Origin of the sequence: Paenibacillus xanthanilyticus, assembly GCF_042682185.1 — a bacterium.
Lineage (GTDB): Bacteria > Bacillota > Bacilli > Paenibacillales > Paenibacillaceae > Paenibacillus_Z > Paenibacillus_Z xanthanilyticus.
The window spans coordinates 1,187,810-1,208,884 of sequence record NZ_JBHUHA010000001.1 but is presented as its reverse complement, the minus strand read 5'-3'; the positions used below and the strand labels follow the sequence as shown (position 1 = coordinate 1,208,884).

Annotated in this window: 11 protein-coding genes; 3 read left to right on the top strand and 8 right to left on the bottom strand. The window is 58.6% G+C overall.

Going from position 1 to position 21,075, the window contains the following annotated elements; translation table 11 throughout:
- Positions 1–6: 6 nt before the first annotated feature.
- The 6 genes from ACFSKT_RS05000 to ACFSKT_RS04975 all read right to left on the bottom strand — a co-directional run bounded on the left by ACFSKT_RS05000 (position 7) and on the right by ACFSKT_RS04975 (position 12,205).
- Positions 7–1,815 (bottom strand): glycosyltransferase, encoded by a 1,809-nt coding sequence (locus tag ACFSKT_RS05000; RefSeq protein ID WP_377718956.1) that lies wholly within the window; start codon positions 1,813–1,815, stop codon positions 7–9.
- Entirely contained in the window at positions 1,772–3,799 is a 2,028-nt protein-coding gene (locus tag ACFSKT_RS04995) for a glycosyltransferase (protein ID WP_377718955.1), read from the bottom strand. The genes ACFSKT_RS05000 and ACFSKT_RS04995 overlap by 44 nt, the downstream gene beginning before the upstream one ends.
- 59 nt (positions 3,800–3,858) lie before the next feature.
- Positions 3,859–10,590, bottom strand: coding sequence for a DUF6385 domain-containing protein (locus ACFSKT_RS04990; protein ID WP_377718954.1), 6,732 nt, complete (start codon positions 10,588–10,590; stop codon positions 3,859–3,861).
- Positions 10,591–10,744: 154 nt separating this feature from the next.
- Positions 10,745–10,996 carry a hypothetical protein gene (locus tag ACFSKT_RS04985; RefSeq protein WP_377718953.1) on the bottom strand — a complete coding sequence of 84 codons (252 nt, stop codon included), beginning with the start codon at positions 10,994–10,996 and terminating at the stop codon, positions 10,745–10,747.
- A gap of 29 nt (positions 10,997–11,025) precedes the next feature.
- On the bottom strand, positions 11,026–11,553 hold the full coding sequence (locus tag ACFSKT_RS04980; protein WP_377718952.1) for a hypothetical protein: 528 nt from the start codon (positions 11,551–11,553) through the stop codon (positions 11,026–11,028).
- Between the two features lie 244 nt (positions 11,554–11,797).
- Entirely contained in the window at positions 11,798–12,205 is a 408-nt protein-coding gene (locus ACFSKT_RS04975; RefSeq protein ID WP_377718951.1) for a DUF6385 domain-containing protein, read from the bottom strand.
- A gap of 169 nt (positions 12,206–12,374) precedes the next feature.
- Between ACFSKT_RS04975 and ACFSKT_RS04970 the strand changes: the two genes are divergently transcribed.
- Positions 12,375–13,217 (top strand): RMD1 family protein, encoded by an 843-nt coding sequence (locus ACFSKT_RS04970; protein WP_377718950.1) that lies wholly within the window; start codon positions 12,375–12,377, stop codon positions 13,215–13,217.
- A 117-nt stretch (positions 13,218–13,334) separates the two neighbouring features.
- On the opposite strand, the gene ACFSKT_RS04965 is transcribed toward ACFSKT_RS04970, so the two are convergent.
- Complete coding sequence (locus ACFSKT_RS04965; RefSeq protein WP_377718949.1) at positions 13,335–13,865, bottom strand: hypothetical protein; 531 nt, start codon at positions 13,863–13,865, stop codon at positions 13,335–13,337.
- Positions 13,866–14,115: 250 nt separating this feature from the next.
- On the opposite strand from ACFSKT_RS04965, the gene ACFSKT_RS04960 reads away from it, so the two are divergent.
- Complete coding sequence (locus ACFSKT_RS04960) at positions 14,116–16,656, top strand: EAL domain-containing protein (protein ID WP_377718948.1); 2,541 nt, start codon at positions 14,116–14,118, stop codon at positions 16,654–16,656.
- Between the two features lie 62 nt (positions 16,657–16,718).
- On the opposite strand, the gene ACFSKT_RS04955 is transcribed toward ACFSKT_RS04960, so the two are convergent.
- Positions 16,719–17,603 carry an AraC family transcriptional regulator gene (locus ACFSKT_RS04955; protein WP_377718947.1) on the bottom strand — a complete coding sequence of 295 codons (885 nt, stop codon included), beginning with the start codon at positions 17,601–17,603 and terminating at the stop codon, positions 16,719–16,721.
- Between the two features lie 175 nt (positions 17,604–17,778).
- Between ACFSKT_RS04955 and ACFSKT_RS04950 the strand changes: the two genes are divergently transcribed.
- Positions 17,779–20,511 (top strand): alpha-L-rhamnosidase, encoded by a 2,733-nt coding sequence (locus ACFSKT_RS04950; RefSeq protein ID WP_377718946.1) that lies wholly within the window; start codon positions 17,779–17,781, stop codon positions 20,509–20,511.
- The last annotated feature ends 564 nt before the right edge of the window (positions 20,512–21,075 follow it).

The window sequence follows — 21,075 nt, the reverse complement described above, 5'->3', positions numbered from 1 at the left end:
CGCTGCTTACGCCAGCGAGCCGTCTTCGAATGGGAGTACGAAGCGGACGGCTCCGGCAAGCTCCTGCGTCCTGCGGCAGCGGGCAAGCTGCTCCAGATGCGCGTCCGCAAGACCGGATATCGCGCGGGCGCATGCGGCCGCGGCTTCGATCCGGCCGGAGGGGGCAATGCGGGCAATTCTCACCTTCCACGCTTCGGCTATGCGGCTTGCCGCCGTATGCTTGGCGTTCGCATGGGCGGCTGTCAGGACATTGCGCCATTCGCCTCGTTCCGCTTTGGACATGCCCGATTCCATGTCCGCTGCCGGCTCGGAGCGATCGCCGACGATCTCCGCGTAGGGAGCGTCGCGTTCGCTTGCATGCCGCCGGGTCAGCTGCTGCCAATGTTGACTTGCCTCCGCGTGCTGGCTGTCCATGCTGCAAATTAAGATGCGAAGGCGCAGAGCGTCAGCGTAAACGTCCGGCGCGGCGTGACGCGACAGCCGGCTGAGCTTGAGCTTCGCGTTGTCGCTGTTGCCGGACAGGAGCTCGGCAATCGCGGCGCGACGAGCCAGATCATCCGGGTCCAGCAGGTGCGCCGTCCGTTCCATCCACGCGAGCGCGGCGCGAGAACAACCGGTTGCGATCATGACGTCCATGATGACGGTTGCCGCTTCGACCTCGTCCACCCGCATGCGCTCCAGCAGGAGCGGGACGATATCGGCCTCTCTGCCGATAAGCCGCAGCAGATGACAGAGCCGATAAAGCGGCGGCGCGAATGCGCTTCGGCAGCGAAGGGCGTGCAGGTAGCTGTCTACGGCGGCTTGGTTATCCAGCGCCGCTTCTTGCAAGAGCCCGAGCTGGTACGCCGACAGATGCGCGCCCATGCCTTCCTCGGTATGGTAGCCGGGCGGCGGCGGGCCGGCTTTCACCGCTCTCGCGAACGCCTCTTTGGCGGCCGTCAGGTCGCCGCGGTTCATGTGGAAAATACCCGCATAATGATACAGATCCGAGTAGCCGGGATAGATGGCTGCGCCTTGCTCGCAGATGGCCGCGCCTTGGTCGAACTGCCGGAGCGCGAGATGGCATTTGGCTTCGCATTTGTACAATAGATGCGCGTAGCTCGTCTTCGGGTCGGTCGTCATCCGGGACGTACGGAACGCTTCCAGCGCTTCCTGCACACGTCCAAGCCTCATCCATTCCACGGCGATGTTGTACAAATGGAACGGATCGTTCGGGTTTTCCTTCAGCGTCTCCTGCAGCAGCAGCAAATTGCGTTCGGTCTTGTTCTTCCGCCGAATAACCTCTTCGCGGTACCCGTAGTGGTTCACCCGCACGTCGGATAGCATGAACGCCGCGGCGGGGTTCCGGGCTTGAATGCTGGGCGTAATTTGCTCGTGAATGCGTCCGGCGAACCGATGCTGCGGGTCGTTGCGGAACAGGCGAATCGTCGGATTAATGACCGCGGGGCTGTCCTCGCGATCACCTGCGAAGTTGTACACGTGCACGAAGAAGCCTTCTACGCCACCGCTTGCGGCCAGTTGGCGCAGCTTCGGTACCGAAGCCGGATCTAATTCCTCATCCGCGTCGAGGATGAGAATCCATTGGCCGCGCGCATGCTCCAGCGTGGCGTTGCGGGCGAGCGCGAAATCGTCCTGCCACGGGATGGCATAGACGTTGGCGCCTAGACCGCGCGCGATCTCGGGCGTTCCGTCCGTCGAACCAGTGTCGACGACGATGATCTCGTCGACGGCCGAGGCCACGCTTCGAAGGCAGCGCGCGATGACATCGGCTTCATCTTTCGCGATCATGCACAAGGAAATCAGGGGTGCGGACATCCGCATTCCTCCTTTGAGCCGGAGTCCACGGCGTATGCCAATCCAGCTTGCCGAGTAAATCGATGCTTGCCGCGGTTTTATGTAAGTCTCCGCGCAATAGCGGGGAGTCGGGGTGCTGGCATAATGCGTCGTGCAAGACGCTGCGGGCATTGTGCAAATAACAGAGGGCGGCGCCGACCCTGGCGCGATCGGAGGCTTCGGGCAAGGCTTGCTCGAATAGGGGGGCTGCCTCGCTGTAATGTCCTCGGTCATATAAGATTTCCGCTAAATCGGCGGCCGACTGACCGTCCAGACGTCCCTCCTCCAACAGGATCAGCAGCAGCCCGGAGGCGAGGTGGATGTATCCGGCACGGTAAAGACATCGGGCCACAAACGGACGCAGCGTCTCATCCGAACCGGCCATCCGCTTCGCGACGTCCAGCAAGCCGGCCTGCACCGCGTGGTCGATCCAAGATCGGACGACCTCCGGATGTTCAGCCGCCGCGGGCTGCGGACGCTGCCACAGTCTGCGCTCCATGTTCAGCAATTGCCGGCGCTCATCGCGAGAGAGCATCCACAACCATTCCTCTTTGACCGCCGACCCGCCGCTCCATGCTGCCAAGGCCAGCAACCGAACGGTCTCCGCGGTGCTGCCGGCTTGCTCATTCGCGAGAAGCAGCTGCAGCCGCGCAATCGCCTGATCATATTGGCCGAGCTGCAGCTCTGCGCGCGCTAGAAGCGGCTCAAGGGCGGGCTCCTGCGGAGGCAAGGCGGGATCGTCAAAGGCGTCCAGCAGCTCCCGATATAGGCCGATATGGAGCATCGCTTCGGCGAATAGCAGGAGACCGCCCGGCAGGACGCGGACCAGCTGCAGAATCCGATCGGCAATGTCGGCACCCGGGATGCCGAGCGCTTCCATGGAAGCGCCCCATCCGAGAATAGCCGGCTTGTAGGCCGCGTGGCTGGTCAACGCTTGCTCGTAGGCGGATTTGGCCTCCTCCAGCTGCCCGAGTTTGGTCAACACATCGCCGATGGCAGTCTGCGCACGAAAGGTCGAGCAGCCGGCTTCGACGGGATACAGCGCCGGATCGGGCGGGCAAGCGGCGGCCTGCCGCAGCGCCTGCAGCGCTTCCGGCAGCAGACCTTGCGATTGGTACGCCTCCCCAAGCAGGTAATGGAGGTCCGGATAATCCGGGTAATTGCCGCTCTCTTCGACGAGCAATGAGGCAGCTTCATTCGGCTGGTCCTGCGCGAGCAGCAGCCGGGCGATATCCCGAACGAGTCCGGGGCGATAGGCGACGGCGGCCGGGGCGAGCATCTTGGCGGTCAACATCGCTTGAAGCGCTTGTTCTTGGTCTCCGCCTTGAGCTTTGGCGACGCCCCAGTTATACAAGGCGAACGGATCATCCGGCGATTCCGCGAGCATGAGGGAGAGAATTCGTTCGTTGCGCGCTTGTTTGACGGACGGGTCCTTAATTTCGTGAAAGTACCCGAGATGCGTTAATCGGAGGCTGGACGGCGCGACCGTGTCCGGCTCGGTTCGTTCGAGAATGGCAGGCAAGATTTGTTCATGCAGACGTTGACGAAAGCGGTATTCGGGACGATTGCGAAACAGGCGGACGATCCGGTGCTGCAGCCGCGCTTCCGGAAGACGGCCGAGCACGTTGTCGATCGTTACCCAGAACGCTTCGGCAGACGCGTTGCGAAGGGTATCGCGCAAACGATCCGCACCGGCAGCCAGCACTTCGTCGGCATCCAGGCACAGGATCCAAGCGGCTTCCGTTCGTTCAAGTCCGACGTTCCGGGCATAGGCGAAATCATCAGACCACGGCACGGCGTAGACACGGGCGCCATACGACAGCGCGATCTCGACCGTACGGTCGGTGGAACCCGTATCCACGACAACGATCTCGTCGGCGATGCCCTTGACGCTCTCCAGGCAAAAAGGGAGAAGCAGCTCTTCGTTGCGCACGATTAATTGAACGCTCAGCAAAGGTTCGGTCATCGTTAGCCTCCTCCCGCGAGATTGAGGACGTGGAATCTGTCCATAAAACGGTACTTAATTTATGAGCCTTGCGCGTTGAATATGACGTCGATCGTGGACGCGACGAGCGTCGTGGCCGACCGGTAGCTGAGCCTGGTGTACTTCAGGAAGCGCTGCGGAACAAGCACGTCGACCGTGCCGCCTGTGATATTAACGCCCTCCACGTCGCGGAACCAATGCGTCCCGTCCGCGCTCACCTCCACGAACGCGTCGACCGCCGCGCCGACCGGGCTCTGATTGTAGATGAAGAACGAGTACGTTTCGAGCACGGACGTCGTAATCGCGGCGAGCGGCGTCAACGTCAGAACGGTGCCGACGCCTACGTCCAGGAACGCCTGCTCGATAAAGTTGTTTTGCGATATGGCGGTAAGGGTGCCGCCGATGACGGTGACGGCGTTGAGCGTGCCGCCGGTGACGGTGACGGCCGAAGATAAGTTGGCCGCGATTGTACCGCCGACAACATTCACGTTGAGCGTCCCGCCGACAATGGTGGCGGCGAGAATTTGCGAAATTGTGTTGATTGTCCCGCCGACAACGGTGACGGCATTGAGCGTGCCACCCACGATGGTGGCGGCGAGCAGTTGTTGGATCGTGTTGAGGGTTCCGCCAACGACAGTGACTGCGTTGAGCGTGCCACCCACGATGGTGGAAGCGAGCAGCTGTTGGATCGTGTTGAGGGTGCCGCCGCTAATGGTCACGGCTGAGGAGATGTTGGCTGTAATTGTGCCGCCGGTAACATTCACGTTTAGGGTGCCGCCGACAATGGTGGCTGCGAGAATTTGCGAAATCGTGTTGATCGTTCCGCCAACGACAGTGACGGCGTTGAGCGTGCCACCCACGATGGTGGAAGCGAGCAGCTGTTGGATCGTGTTGAGTGTCCCGCCGCTAATGGTCACGGCTGAGGAGATGTTTGCTGCAACAGTGCCGCCGGTCACATTCACGTTGAGCGTCCCGCCGACAATGGTTGCTGCGAGAATTTGCGAAATCGTGTTGATTGTCCCGCCGACGACGGTGACGGCGTTGAGCGTGCCACCCACGATGGTGGCGGCGAGCAGCTGTTGGATCGTGTTGAGGGTGCCGCCGATCACCGTCACGGCGTTTAATGTACCGCCAGCAATTGTCGCGGAGAGTAGTTCTTCCAAAACAGTTAAGGTGCCGCCAATAACCGTTACGCTGTCAACGATGGCGGCGACTGTTCCGCTGGCCACAATCACGTTTAATGTCCCGCCAACAATGGTGGCTGCGAGAATTTGCGAAATTGTATCGATCGTTCCGCCAACGACGGTGACGGCATTAAGTGTTCCTCCAGCGATCGTCGCGGCAAGCAGCTCTTCCAGAACATTTAACGTTCCAGCGCTAATGACCACGTCATCGACGATGGCAGCAAGGGTTCCACTGACCACATTGACGTTCAAGGTGCCGCCGACAATAGTGGCTGCGAGAATTTCTGAAACTGTATTAATCGTGCCGCCGATAATGGTCACGGCATTGAGTGTACCGCCAGCGATCGTTGCGGCAAACAGCTCTTCGAGAACATTCAACGTGCCAGCACTAATGATTACATCATCGACAAGAGCAGCAAGGGTCCCACTGACCACATTGACGTTCAAGGTGCCGCCGACAATCGTGGCTGCGAGAATTTGCGAAATCGTATCTATCGTTCCGCCAACGATGGTGACTGCGTTGAGCGTGCCACCAAATATGGTGGTCGAAAGCACTTCCGAAACCGTGGTAATGGTGCCGCCGATGATGGTCACGGCATTTAGCGTACCGCCAGCAATTGTCGCGGAGAGTAGTTCTTCCAAAACAGTTAAGGTGCCGCCGATCACCGTTACGCTGTCAACGATGGCGGCGACTGTTCCGCTGGCCACATTCACGTTTAAGGTCCCGCCAACAATGGTGGCTGCGAGAATTTGCGAAATCGTATCGATCGTTCCGCCAACGACGGTAACGGCATTGAGCGTGCCACCTACGATGGTGGAAGCGAGCAGCTGTTGGATCGTGTTGATCGTGCCGCCGATCACCGTCACGGCGTTTAAAGTCCCGCCAGCGATCGTCGCGGCAAGCAGCTCTTCCAGAACATTCAACGTACCGGCGCTAATGACCACGTCATCAACTATGGCAGCAAGGGTCCCACTGACCACATTGACGTTCAATGTGCCACCGACAATAGTGGCTGCCAGTATTTCCGAAACCGCATTAATCGTGCCGCCGATAATCGTGACGGCGTTGAGCGTACCGCCGACGATGGTAGCGGCAAGGACTTCAGTAACCGTGTTGATCGTGCCACCAATAACCGTCACGGCGCTTAGCGTACCGCCAACGATCGTTGCGGCGAACAGCTCTTCAAGAACATTCAACGTGCCGGCGCTAATGACGACATCATCAACAAAAGCAGCAAGGGTCCCACTGACCACATTGACGTTCAAGGTGCCACCGACAATAGTGGCCGCAAGTATTTCCAAAACCGCATTAATCGTCCCGCCAATGACCGTAACGGCGTTGAGCGTACCGCCAGCGATCGTTGCAGCAACCAGCTCTTCCAGTACATTCAACGTACCGGCGCTAATGACCACGTCATCAACGATAGCAGCAAGGGTTCCGCTGATCACATTGACGTTCAAGGTGCCGCCGACAATAGTGGCTGCCAGTATCTCCGAAACCGCATTAATCGTGCCGCCTACGATAGTGACGGCGGTTAGCGTACCGCCGACGATGGTAGCGGCAAGGACTTCAGCAACCGTATTGATCGTGCCACCAATAACCGTCACTGCGCTTAGCGTACCGCCAACTACGGTGCTGGAAAGCACTTCTGATACTGTGTTAATGGTGCCGCCTATTATTGTGACGGCGTTTAGCGTACCGCCAACGATCGTTGCAGAAAGCAGCTCTTCCAGAACATTCAACGTACCTCCGCTAATTACCACGTCATCGACGATAGCAGCAAGAGTTCCACTAATCACATTGACGTTCAAGGTGCCACCGACAATCGTGGCCGCAAGTATTTCCGAAACCGCATTAATCGTGCCGCCGATAATCGTGACGGCGTTTAATGTACCGCCAGTGATCGTGGTGGAGAGGATTTCCGCAACCGTATTAATCGTTCCGCCGATGATGGTGACGGCGTTGAGCGTACCGCTGACTATGGTGGTTGAAAGGACTTCTGCGACCGTATTAATGGTGCCGCCAATTACCGTCACGGCGTTAAGTGTTCCACCAGTGATCGTCGCGGCAAGCAACTCTTCCAGAACATTTAAAGTACCTGCGCTAATAACCACGTCATCGACGATGGCGGCAATGGTCCCGCTGACCACGTTGACGTTCAAGGTGCCGCCAACGATGGTAGTGGCAAGAACTTCAGCAACCGTGTTAATGGTGCCACCGATAATGGTCACGGCGTTGAGCGTACCACCGACGATGGTAGCGGCAAGGACTTCCGAAACTGTATTGATGGTGCCACCAATAACGGTCACGGCATTGAGTGTACCGCCAACGACCGTTGCGGCAACCAGCTCTTCGAGAACATTCAACGTGCCCGCACTAATGACGACATCATCAACAAGAGCAGCAAGGGTCCCGCTGACCACATTGACGTTTAAGGTGCCGCCGACAATAGTAGCTGCCAGAATTTCAGCAACCGCATTGATCGTGCCGCCAATAATCGTGGCGGCGTTAATGGTTCCGCCGACGATGGTAGCGGCAAGGACTTCCGCGACCGTATTGATGGTGCCTCCAATAACGGTCACGGCATTGAGTGTACCGCCAGTGATCGTTGCGGCAATCAGCTCTTCGAGAACATTCAACGTGCCAGCACTAATGATTACATCATCGACAAAAGCAGCAAGGGTCCCACTGACCACATTGACGTTCAAGGTGCCGCCGACAATCGTGGCTGCGAGAATTTGCGAAATCGCATTGATCGTGCCGCCTACAATAGTGACGGCATTAAGTGTACCGCCAACTACGGTGCTGGAAAGGACTTCGGAGACCGTATTAATGGTGCCACCGATGATTGCAGCGTTGAGCGTACCGCCGACGATGGTAGCGGCAAGAACTTCCGCGACCGTATTGATGGTGCCGCCAATAACGGTCACGGCATTGAGTGTACCGCCAACGACCGTTGCGGCAACTAGCTCTTCGAGAACATTCAACGTGCCCGCACTAATGACGACATCATCAACAAAAGCAGCAAGGGTCCCACTGACCACATTGACGTTCAAGGTGCCGCCGACAATCGTGGCTGCCAGTATTTCTGAAACCGCATTGATCGTGCCGCCAATAATCGTGGCGGCGTTAATGGTTCCGCCGACGATGGTAGCGGCAAGGACTTCCGCGACCGTATTGATGGTGCCGCCAATAACCGTCACTGCGTTAATCGTTCCGCCGACGATGGTGGAGGATAGGACTTCCGAGACCACGTTAATTGTCCCACCAATGACCGTGACGGCGTTTAATGTACCGCCAGCGATCGTCGCGGCGATCAGCTCTTCCAGAACATTTAACGTACCAGCGCTAATGACTACATCATCGACAATAGCGGCAAGGGTCCCGCTAGTCACATTGACGTTTAAAGTGCCACCAACTATGGTAGCGGCAAGGACTTCAGCAACCATGTTGATAGTGCCACCAATAACTGTCACTGCGCTTAGCGTTCCGCCAACTATGGTGGTCGAAAGGACTTCCGAAACCGTGTTAATGGTGCCGCCAATAATCGTCACTGCGTTGAGCGTACCACCGACTAAGGTGGTGGAAAGCACTTCTGATACGGTGTTAATTGTCCCGCCAATGACCGTCACCGCGTTGAGCGTACCGCCAGCGATTGTCGCAGCAACCAGCTCTTCCAGAACATTTAACGTACCTGCACTAATGACCACGTCATCGACAATAGCAGCAAGGGTTCCGCTGACCACATTGACGTTCAAGGTGCCGCCGACAATAGTGGCTGCCAGTATCTCCGAAACCGCATTAATCGTGCCACCGATGATGGTCACAGCGTTGAGCGTACCGCCAACGATCGTGGAGGAGAGGACTTCCGAGACCACGCTAATTGTTCCGCCAACAACGGTCACGGCGTTTAACGTACCGCCAGCGATTGTCGCAGCAACCAGCTCTTCCAGTACATTCAACGTACCTGCGCTAATGACCACGTCATCGACGATGGCGGCAAGAGTTCCGCTGACCACATTGACGTTAAGCGTACCGCCAACAACCGTGGCCGCGAGAATTTCCGAGATTGTATTGATCGTCCCGCCTATCACGGTGACGGCATTGAGCGTTCCGCCAACGATAGTCGCGGAAAGGAGTTCTCCCAGGACATTTATCGTGCCTGCAGTAACGGTCACGGATTCTACGATGGCGGCAACCGTTCCACTGGTCACATTGACGTTCAAGGTCCCCCCGACAATGGTGGCCGCGAAAAGTTCCGAAATCGTGTTGATCGTGCCGCCGATGACCGTAACGGCGTTAAGCGTGCCGGCAATGACGGTTACGTCTTCGACGATGGCGGAAATGGTTCCGCTAACTACGTTGACATTTAAAGTCCCGCCGACGATCGTGGCCGCAAGTATCGCCGAAATGGTATCGATCGTCCCGCCGATGATGGTGACAGCATTGAGCGTTCCTCCGGCAATGGTCGCTGAACGAACTTCCGCGACGGTATCAATGGTCCCCCCGATCACGGTCGCCGCATTGATCGTGCCCCCCACAACAGTAGCGGCAAGAACCTCTGCAATCGTATTAAGCGTCCCGCCGATGACCGTGACGGCGTTGAGCGTTCCGCCAACTAGGGTAGCGGCTTGGACTTCCGTAATAGAATCCAGGGTCCCGCCCACGATCGTCGCAGCGAGCAGCTCGCCAAGTGAGCTGAGCGTCCCGCCGCTAACCGTCACATCAGCAACGAGAGCAGCCAGGGTTCCACCGGCGACGTTTACATTTAAAGTCCCGCCGACGATGGTCGCCGCGAGCACCTCGCCGATCGCGCTCAGCGTCCCGCCCACAACCGTCGCCCCAAGCACTTCCTCCACGACGGTCAAACTGCCGCCCGTCACGGTCAGCGCGACGATCTCGGTCGAGACGGTGCCGCCGACGATATTCGCATTGACCGTCCCGCCGACGATGGTCGCCGCGAGCACCTCGCCGACCGCGCTCAGCGTCCCGCCCACAACCGTCGCCCCAAGCACTTCCTCCACGACGGTCAAGCTGCCGCCCGTCACGGTCAGCGCGACGATCTCGGTCGAGACGGTGCCGCCGACGATATTCGCATTGACCGTGCCGCCGACGATGGTCGCCGCGAGCACCTCGCCGACCGCGCTTAGCGTCCCGCCCACGACGGTCGCGCCCAGCACTTCCTCCACCGCGTGCAGCGTTCCGCCCACGATCGTCGCCGCCAAGAGGTTGGAGAGCGTGCCGTTCAGCAGGTTCGATAGCACGCCGGCTACGATCGTAGCGGCGAAGACGTTGCGGATGACGTCGATCGTGCCGCCTGTAATGACGGCGCCGACTTGACCCGAGACGATATTGGCGTCGACGCGTCCCGCGGTGATCGTCACGCCCATGACGTGCTCGATGGTCGTGAGGGTGCCGCCGCTGACGACTGCGCCTTCCAGGAGGGACAGCGTACCGCCTAGCAAAACCGTGGTAATATTGCCCGACTCGTCGGTCGATACGGGACGCGGCGCGGACTGCCGGTCCATGCCGTAGATTAGCACGCGCTGATCGTTCGGGTCCGTATTGAAGACTGCAAAATTCGGCATCTCGTATTCCTCCTGAACCGCTGGCCTCAACATTCGCTATCTCTATGCTATGCCGCCGCTGCGCCGTTCATGGTTCTTTCCGCGCGCAAAAAGAAAAGGGCCCGTTCGCATGGAACGGACCCCCGGGCCTCAGGCGATCGAAGCCTGCAGCCGGTTAGCTGTACGTAAAGATCGTGACTTCGTTGTCGAACGAAGTCGACAATGCATAAATTTCTTCATTTAACGCCACGACGCCAAGGTCATAGAAATCGCAGTTATATCCGGTCAAGAATAGCCCGTTCGAAGCGCTGACATTAGAGCCCCCGATATAAATTTGACCGGTCTGCAAAAGCACCTTCTCCCCGGTTCCCGTGTAAACGAGCGTGGCGACGCCTTGCGGAACGAATACCCTTGTACTGGAAGCCATGGCCATACCGCCTTTCTTTCGTGTAGTTGTTATTGCGAGGATCCGAGCTCCCACCAGCTGATCGTCAAGGCGACGAGGCTCGGCTGCGCGGTGTTGTTCGCGATTCGCACGCCTAAGCTGCTTTTCGGGGGCAAAATGATACGGCCGTTCCAATCCTCCACCAACGAGCCGCCGGACGGAATGACGGTCGAGAACGGTTCGTCCTCCTCGAACGGATCGCTGGCTTGCGCGATCAGCTTCAGCTTCGCCTCCGAATCCGCATCGGCGCCGAAATTGGCATTGTACGGCGTAAGCGGGTCCCCGCCCGCGAATTTGCCGTTGCGGATCAGCGTGAACGACGTGTTGGCGACGGCGCCGTACAAGATACGGGAGAGGTATACGCATCTCTCCGAAGCGGAGGGATTGCGCAGCATGATGCCCAAATAACTGTTGCCCGTCATCGTGATAGGACCGCTGGTGGCCTCGTACAGCAACCCGAAATGAGAGGCGGTGAGTTCGGTGATCGGATTGGCGATGAGCTGCGGCAGGCGGCTTTGCGGTTCTTTGTCTTTCGGCATGTCTAACACGTCCTTTCTACAAAGTCGAGTCTTCGGCGCGACTTGTCCGGCGAACCGCCGAGGAATGGAGGCGGCAGCCGCGGTGATGCTCGCGGTTCGCGTCCGCCGACATGCCCAATCTAGCAGCGAAGACATGATAGTTTATGAGCGTCGATAGAGTCCGGCTTGTGCTCCCGACGTTGGCGGATAACCTAAATTCGCCGCTCGGCCCAAAATAAAAGACGAAGCGCTGCACGCCTCGTCTTCAGCGACGATAAACCATCGTCTGAGCTTGAAAATATACGTCGCACTTGACCGCGGCATCGTGATCCTCAGCCGCTTGCAGCGCGATGCGAGTGTATTTCAGGAAACGCGTCGGCACGAGGACGACCGTCTGGCCGGCCGGCACGAGCAGCTCGCGGTCGGGGGCGTAATCATTCAGATTCGGCCCGACGTCGACGCGGGCGCGAACGGGCTCCTTGCCGCGGTTGACGACCGCGTAAGAGTAGACGTTAAGCCGGGAGGTGTTTTGCGCCGGAAGGAGGAGCGGTTCGTCGGTCACGGCCAGACCGCGGATGCATTTGCCGATAAAACGTACCGCAATCGCCGTCTTCGCGCTCGTTCTCCGTTTGCAGCGCGCGCAGGGGCTTCTTTTTTTCCTACACGAGGACATCCCTTAACCTCCTTGCTTGGAGAATCTCCTTGCTTAGCATATGCGGGACGGGCTGCTCGCCGTTTGTATGTATACCTAATGCATGACCCGCTTGGGATAAAGAAGGGGGTCTTAGGTCAAAATAGGGGAATCCTTCCTGGTTGCAGGATTTAGCATGGAGAGAGAATAGATGGAAGATATTACGTTCAAAGCGCTGGTCATCGCGGATGAGATCGACTTGAACCAGATCGCGATCCATTTTGGCATCCGCAAGAAATATACGTGGGAGCAGCCGCTCATCATTCGGAACAACGTGCTCAAAAAGCTGTACGACCGCGGCGTGGACAGCTTGCAGCAGGTGCTCATTTTCTCGTTCGGCAGCATCGTGTTCGTCAACCACGAGAGCAAAGAGGAGATTCATGCCTTCTTGAAGTTTCTGCAGACGCTCGATCACGATCTGCGACTGAAGCAGGTCTATCGGTACACCGACGACTACAGCCTGCACGTCGGCGAGATCGAGCGCATGGAGTTAACGGACGAGCACGTGATCGTGTCGGAATTCGAATTTTTCCTGCCGGAGCTCATCGCCACGGTATTGGCCAAATCGGTCGCGCTCGAGAAGATCGAGGAGCAGCTCGAGCAGATTCAGGACCGGCTGGAGGAAATGATCGACCGGCTCGAGAAAGGGCGGATGCGCGTCGGCAACAAGCAGCTGGCGCGATTGACCGCGAGGATTGTCCGTCACGAGTATAATACGCTGGCCTACATCATGATTCTTGACAAGCCCGAGATCACGTGGAATCACAGCTCCGCCGGCTCGTTTTATGAGGAGATGATGAATTTCTACGAGCTGAACGACCGGTACAATATTTTGAAGAGCAAGACGGATTCGCTCTATCACATCCTGGAAGGCTTCACGAATATTAGCCATTCAATCCGGGGGTTGTTCGTGGAATGGATCGTCGTCATTCTCATCGTCATCGAGGTCGTGATCTCGCTGCTCCAGATTGCCGGATGGGTGCCATCGCATTGACCAAGCCAAGCAGCACGTGTGCTTGACGCGGCAAGGCAGCGCGAATAGGGGATGCTCCTCGTCATTCATCATGACAAGCGCATCCCCTTCTTGGCGTGCGAACAACCCATATTCGTATTATGATTCGACCTCCTCGGCAACTTCGTAGCTGGCGCGGTCATTGCGCACATAGTCGTCGGATACCCAGGCATAGTGGAGGAGACCTAGTCTTTCCGCGATTTGGTAGGCCGGCGGGGGATCCATTTCGAGCAGCGTTTCGAGGTCGTCCGGATGGAACAGCGCCATCAGGCCGCCGTCTTCTTGACCTTGCTCCGCGATAAGCTGACGAAGCAGGCTCAGGTCCAGCACATCCGCTTCGATGACGAGCTCCTCTTCCCAGTGGCTGCGATAATCGAACGCAAGAGTCCGCTTGTTGAAAATCGTCAACGACCATCCATGATCCTCGGCGTATGCATAGTGCGCCAGCAGATCGCCGTTCTGCTCCACGATGGAATCGTCGGGGGTGAATTCGGCGCCCTCCACGACGAAGGTCGTCCAACCGTTCGCGGGTTCGAACACGAAGCCGCGCTTCCCGGCCGATTTCATAAGTAAGGCGGCAGCTTGCTTATTCTCGGTGCGCAGATGATAACTCTGGCTAAATTCGCTCATTTCGCCGTCTCCTTTCGTTTTCCAGCCCGATTATATACGATCTCCCGCGTGGATGAAAATAATGCCGAAAGTCTCCTTGGTAGGACTGTAAATCCGTATGTGGTCTTAAGCGTATATCCTTCCAGATTTATAGGGTCGATTCCCGATATGGGAAAGTGCTAAGATTGTGGTAGAACACAGGAGATCTGCGGAAGAGCTGGCGCCATACATAGCCGCAAGATGACTCATTTTAGCCAAAGGACGGAGAGACATGTCGGTTAAGACCAAGATCGCGTTCATGATTACGCTCACCGTATCGGTCGTGCTAGTTCTGCATGTCATTCTGTCCTATTATGCGGCTAAAGAAACCGTCGTCGGAGAGCTGCAGGACAAATTCCGCTTGTTTACGAAGCAAATCCGGACCTCGGTGGAAAATGCCGCTTACGCAAACCAGCGCGCGGAGGAATTGCTCGGCGAGAAGATCCGGCTGGCTGCGCTCGCGGCCAAAAAAAGCTTGCCGCCGCTTGCCTCGCAGGTGACGAACGAGCAGCTGGAACGGCTGAGCGCGGAGACGGGCGTATCGTTCATCACGCTGTTCGTGCGGACTCAGGACGATATCGTCGGCGTCAAGTCGTCCGATCCGAAGGAAATCGGGCTCGGCACGAAGGATTGGGGCTACTGGTATACCGCCTTCGAGCAGCTGTTCGATCATCGCGAGGTCACGATTCCCGAGGGGCAGAAGCTGCCGCATTATTGGTCTGGACCGCTGGAGGTGTCGAGCTCCGATCCGAACTCCATCGACAAATGGGGCTATTACTACGACGGCACAACGGACTATATTATCAATCCGTACGTGCGGGATAACTCCATTACCGGATTCGGCGACCGATTCGGTCCCGATGCGGTGATCGGCAGGCAGTTGGAGGATTACGATCCGCTGCTCGAAGTGACGGGGTTTAACCCGGCTACGTTCGGCAAGCCGCTGCCTGTAACCAAACAAAGCGGGCAGGAGTTCGTACTGCTGGCGGACAAGCCCGTTCAGTTCGGATCGTACCGCTATGCGAACGAGCAGACGGATGCGCGTTACGTGCGCGAGGCGATGGAGACGAACAAGCCCGTCTGGTATGCGGCTACCCTGAATGGAAAACACGTCATCAAGACCTTCGCGCCGATCAAGGCGAACCGAGCCTATATTATCGGGATCACCGTCGATTATGACGTGGTCGACCAGGCGCTGAACCGTCAGCTGCGGACCGGCTTGACGATTCTGACCGTCTCGCTCGTCTTGACCTTCCTCGTCTCGTACGTGTTGGCCGGCTTATTCATCCGGCCGCTGCGGCGCATCTTGCTCGGCGTCCAGGCGATGTCGGCGGGCAGCATCGGCTTGCAAATTCCGGTTGCAAGCAAGGACGAGGTCGGCATGCTGACCGAGCAGATCAATGCGATGTCGCGTAATTTGGGCATCTACACGGAAGAGTTGAAGACGAAGAACGACGAAATCCGGCATCAGGCGCATCATGACCCGTTGACGGGTCTTCTCAATCGGCATGCGTTCCAAGACCACATCGCGCAGGTCACCGGCCGGGAGGCGGAAGTCGGCCTAGCGGCGGTCATGTTCCTGGATATCGACCGGTTCAAGAGCGTGAACGACTTGTTCGGCCATTCGATCGGAGATGCGGTCATTCGGGAGACGGCGGCGCGTATGCGAAACGAACTGCCGGAAGACGGGCTTGCTTACCGGGTAGGCGGAGACGAGTTCATCGTGCTGCTCCCGGGTGTGGGAGCAGAGCAGGCCGAGCAGCTGGCAAGGAAGCTCGTGGCGGCGCAAGCCGAAGCGATGGTGTGCGGGGGACAGGAGCTGTACGTGACGTTCAGCATCGGCATCAGCCGGTATCCGGACGACGGGACGACGGCGGACGTGCTCGTATCCGCGGCGGATAACGCGATGTTCAAGGCGAAGGAGCAGGGCGGAGGGGTCTATGAGGTCTTCTCCTGCGAGCTATACCAAGCGGTACAGCGGCGCGTGCTGATCGAGAATAGCTTGCGCAAAGCGCTGGATCGGGGTGAATTCCGGCTCGTGTACCAGCCGCTCGTCGATGCGCGCGGGTGCATGACCATCGGCCATGAAGCCTTGATCCGCTGGCGGCATCCGGAATTAGGCACGATCTCGCCGATGGAATTCATCCCCATTGCGGAGGAGACCGGTCACATCGTCGAGATCGGCATGTGGGCGCTGCGCGAAGCCTGTCTGCAGACGAAAAGCTGGCAGGATGAGGGAGCCGAGAAGCTCGGAATATCGGTCAATTTGTCCGGACGCCAATTCCAACAGCCGGAACTGGTCGAATGCATCGAAGCGGTGTTGGCAGAGACGAAATTCGATCCCAAGCTGCTTACCCTTGAGATTACGGAGAACATCGCGATTCATAACGAAAGGCACGTGATGAGCAAGCTGACCCAGCTGAAGCAGCTCGGCATCAAGATCGCGCTGGACGATTTCGGCACCGGCTACTCTTCCTTGAGCTATCTGGCCAAGTTCCCGCTCGATAGCTTGAAGATCGACAAGTCCTTCGTGCAGAACATCGGCGGCAACGCCGGGGAGAAGGAAATCGTCAAGACGATTATCGGCATGGCGCATAGTTTGAATCTCAAGGTAACGGCGGAAGGCGTCGAGACGGAGGAGCAGTTGGCGTATTTGAAGCAGGAAGCATGCGACTTCGCCCAGGGCTATCTCATCGACAGGCCGCTTGAGCCCGAGGCATGCCTGGAGCAGCTCGTGCGCCGCAACGGTCTTGGCCGTCCGAAAGTCGGATAAGCCGCATAATCAGAACGAAAGACGCATCCTCCTTCGAGGTGCGTCTTTTTGGTTCGGATGGGTCAGCGCGTCTGGCTCCGGTTGGCGTGTTCGCTTCGGTAGGCGCGGGGGCTGACGCCCGTCTTCGCGCGGAATAAGCGGTTAAAAAATTTTAGATCCCCGTAACCGACGGCAGCGGCGACGTCCGCGATGCGCTGAGTGGACTCGGTTAGCAGCCGGCAAGCAGCCTTCATCCGCAGATGCTGCAGGTAGGCGGTGAAGCTCATGCCGGTGTGCTGGCGAAGGAGTCGGCCGAACTGCCGCTCGCTCAGCTTCGCCAAGTCCGCGAGCTCGCCAAGCTTCATCGGGGAGGCGTAATGTGCGGTCATATGCGCGATTGCATCCGCGATCGACAAGGCCGGCAGCGACTCTTTCGGCTCGGAAGGCAGCAGCCGGTGCCGGTAGACGACCGTCAGCAGCTGGACGGTTAAGGCGGACAGGACGGCAGCGAAGCCGGGCGGTCGTCCGTAATACTCTCGGTACAGCTCTTGGAAGAGGGCGTCGTGGACGCCGCCCGCATCCTTCACCTCGAACCAGCGCAGCGTCGGATCACCGAAGAAATCGCCGACCTCCAGGAACGCGGGGAAAGCGGCGCGAAGCTCGCTCAGATAGGCGGAGGTAAAGAGGCAGTTGTAGACGACGAGCGGCTTGTTCTTGTCCGTCGTCTGCGGTCGGAACACGTGGCTGTGTCCTTCCGGGATGACGAAGACGGAGCCCTGGCGGACGGGCACCGCCTCGCCCTCGATATAATGGGTGCCTGCGCCTTGGCTAATGTAGGTGACTTCGGCAAACTCGTGCGAATGCTCGCGCAGCTCGAACGATTCTTGCGCCCGATTGACATGAATTTGAAGGCCTTGATCAAAAAATTCCCTTCCCGACATGACGTCGGCCGGCCGTCGGCTGGACACGCGGATCGCCTCCCTGGATCGATTATCTTCACCATACGAAATCGCTTGCAAGATGTCCAGATCCACCAGCGAAAATGTCCGAATCGGCCGCTTAATTTCGCGCGTCCCCCTCTTACAATGAAGGTGAAGGAGCTCCATGAAGCTCCGCGACGATCATAGCGGGAGGTAAGAAGCAATGGGAACGACTACGCTTCAGATTAAACATATTCGCTGCGAATATCGCGACAACCCGATCGGCATCGGCAGCCGCAAACCGCGCTTCGGCTGGCAGCTGGCGTCGGACGCGCCCGGTACGCTGCAGACCGCTTATCGCATACAGGCCGCCGAATCGCCGGAAGCGCTCGAGGACGGACCGTACGTTTGGGACACGGGCAGGCTCGAGTCGGATCAATCCGTCTTGGTGGAATACGAAGGGAACGAACTGCAAGCCGCTCGCCGCTATTGGTACCGGGTACGGGCATGGGACAATTACGGCGGAGATTCCGGCTGGGGCGATGCGCAATTCTGGGAGATGGGGCTGCTTGCGCCCGAGGATTGGGAAGCGGCATGGATTACGCCAGACCCGTCCGCGATCGCCCCTGAATCGGAAGAGGCGTTCCTGCTGCGACGCGAGTTTGAAGTAGGGCCAGCGCCGAAGCGCGCCATCCTGTTCGCGACCAGCCTCGGCATCTACGAGCTGGAGCTGAACGGCCGACGGGTCGGCGACTGGCAATATACGCCGGGCTGGACGAGTTACCGGCGCCGCCTGCAAGCGCAGGCGTACGATGTGACCGCTCAGCTGACAAGCGGCGGGCCGAATAGTATCGGCGCGACGCTGGCGAACGGATGGTATAGCGGCGATCTGGGCTGGGGCGGGGCGCGGAACCATTACGGAGCCGTCCGCGCGCTGCTGCTTCAGCTGCGAATCGAGTACGCGGACGGATCGGTGGAGACCGTGGTCAGCGACGCGAATTGGCGCGCCTCCGCCGGACCGGTCCGGATGGCGGAAATCTACCACGGGGAGACGTACGACGCGCGGCTGGAGCAGGAAGGGTGGAGCCGTCCCGGCTTCGAGGACGCGGCATGGTCGCCGGTCGCGACGATCGACCATCCGAAGTCGATTCTGGTTATGCAGGAGAACGAGCCCGCGCGGGTGACGGAGCAATTGAAGCCGCTGGCGCTGCTAGCCACCCCGGGCGGCGAGACGGTGCTCGACATGGGGCAAAATATGGTCGGACGACTTCATATGAGGCTGAATCTCCCGGCCGGAACGGAATTGACGTTCACGCATGCCGAGGTGCTGGACCAAGAAGGCAACCTCTACATTGCTAACTTGCGGAAAGCCAAGCAGCAAGTCCGTTATACGTGTAAAGGCGGCGAGGAAGAGTATGAGTCTCGCTTCTCCTTCCAAGGCTTCCGCTATGTCAAAATCGAAGGCTGGCCGACGGGCGTGCCGCTGGATGCGGAACGCTTCACGGGGCACGTCGTCCATACCGATATGGCGCCTGCCGGCTCATTCGAGTGCTCGCATCCGCTGCTAAACAAGCTGCAGAGCAACATTGTCTGGGGACAGCGAGGCAACTTCCTCGACGTGCCGACCGATTGCCCGCAGCGCGACGAGCGGCTCGGCTGGACGGGCGATGCGCAGGTGTTCGTCCGGACGGCGGCGTTCAATTACGGCGTGGCTCCGTTCTTCGCCAAGTGGCTGCGGGACTTGAAAGCCGACCAGCGCGCGGACGGCGGCGTTCCGTTCGTCGTACCGCATATTCTGGATGACAAGTCGTTCTCGTCGGCTGCATGGGGCGATGCGGCGGTCATCTGCCCATGGACGGTCTATCAGTGTTACGGCGATAAGCGCGTCTTGGAAGAGCAATACGAGAGCATGCGCGGATGGATCGACTATATCCGCGCGCAGGGCGATAACGAGCTTCTATGGAATACCGGATTTCACTTCGGCGACTGGCTCGGACTCGACGCGAAGGAAGGCAGTTATGTCGGCGCCACGCCGACGGACTTGATCGCCACCTGTTTCTACGCGTACTCGACCCGCTTGTTCGCGAAAGCAGCCGAGGTACTCGGGCGAGAGGAAGACGTCCGTACGTACGGGGCATTGTATGAACGGATCGTGGAGGCGTTCCTGCGGGAATTCATTACCCCTGGCGGTCGTCTCGCCGCCCACACGCAGACCGGCCATGTGCTGCCGCTTATGTTCGAACTGGTCGACGGCCCGGTGCGCGAGCGATTGGCCCGGACCCTCGCTTCGTATGTCGAGGAGCAGAAGCATCATTTGACGACCGGCTTCGTCGGCACGCCGTATCTGTGCCATGTGCTGACAGATAACGGCTATCATGAGCTTGCGGTCAAGCTGGTTCAGCAGGAAGAATATCCGTCTTGGCTCTATTCCGTCAATCAAGGCGCCACGACGATCTGGGAGCATTGGGACGGATTGAAGCCGGACGGCTCGTTCTGGAGCGAGGATATGAACTCGTTCAACCACTACGCATACGGCGCAGTCGGCGACTGGCTATATCGCGCCGTAGCGGGGCTGGACATGGTGGAGAGCGAGCCGGGCTATAAACGGTTGTTGTTCCGTCCGCGTCCGGATTCCGGTCTGGAATATGCGATGGCGGCTTATGAATCGGCTTACGGCACGATTCGCAGCGAATGGCGTCTTCAGCCGGACGGAACGGTGCAATACGAGTTCGAAATTCCGGCGAACGCGACGGCCGTCGTCCTGCTGCGCGGCGCGACCTCGCAATCCGCGGTAGTGAACGGAGGGACGCTTAGCCAAGATGGCGCGCAGCTTCCGGGCGTGCAGCGTTTCACAGAGGAGAATGGGGCGCTTCGTCTTGAGCTGGGTTCGGGCCGGTACCGGGTGAAAGCGGGACTCGGCAGTGCCGCCTCGCATGCGGCCGTAAGCGCAAGTTAATCGTTTTTGACATACGAGGACGTGTCCAAGGGACGCCGGCATAATTGCCGGCGTCTTTGTTCCATTTATAGCTGCGCAAATCGGAAGCGTATGCTTGGTTCACCTCGGCGGAGGGGGACAATGCTGTCTGGTTAAGGAAAAGCGTAGGGAGAAGCCAGCGGCGGCCAGTTAACAGGATTCAACACGCTTATGTTTGTGAAGGGCTTAAAACCCACTGAAGCTTTGTCCGTCAGGACAAAAGCGTGCCAACACGGACGTCACCGCCAACGGCGAACAAACGTGCAAGCACGAAATAGGGAGTCCTAAGCGTTTTCTAAGGAAAACGCACTTCGGAAGCATACGCTTGGGCAAAGCCCTTTGGAGCCTCCTCGGCGGAGGAGGTGGGAGGAGGGAGCAACAAAAGTGGGATTAAAGGGGGGGAGCCCTCTTAACCTAACAGCATTGCAGCGGAAGGGGAAGGGGCGAGGGAGAAACGGATCTTTTTTCCTATCACACGGACAAAAGATAGGATTCACCCTGAAGAAGAGCAGGTGTAGAATGGAATGTAACCGCTATCAATAGGGA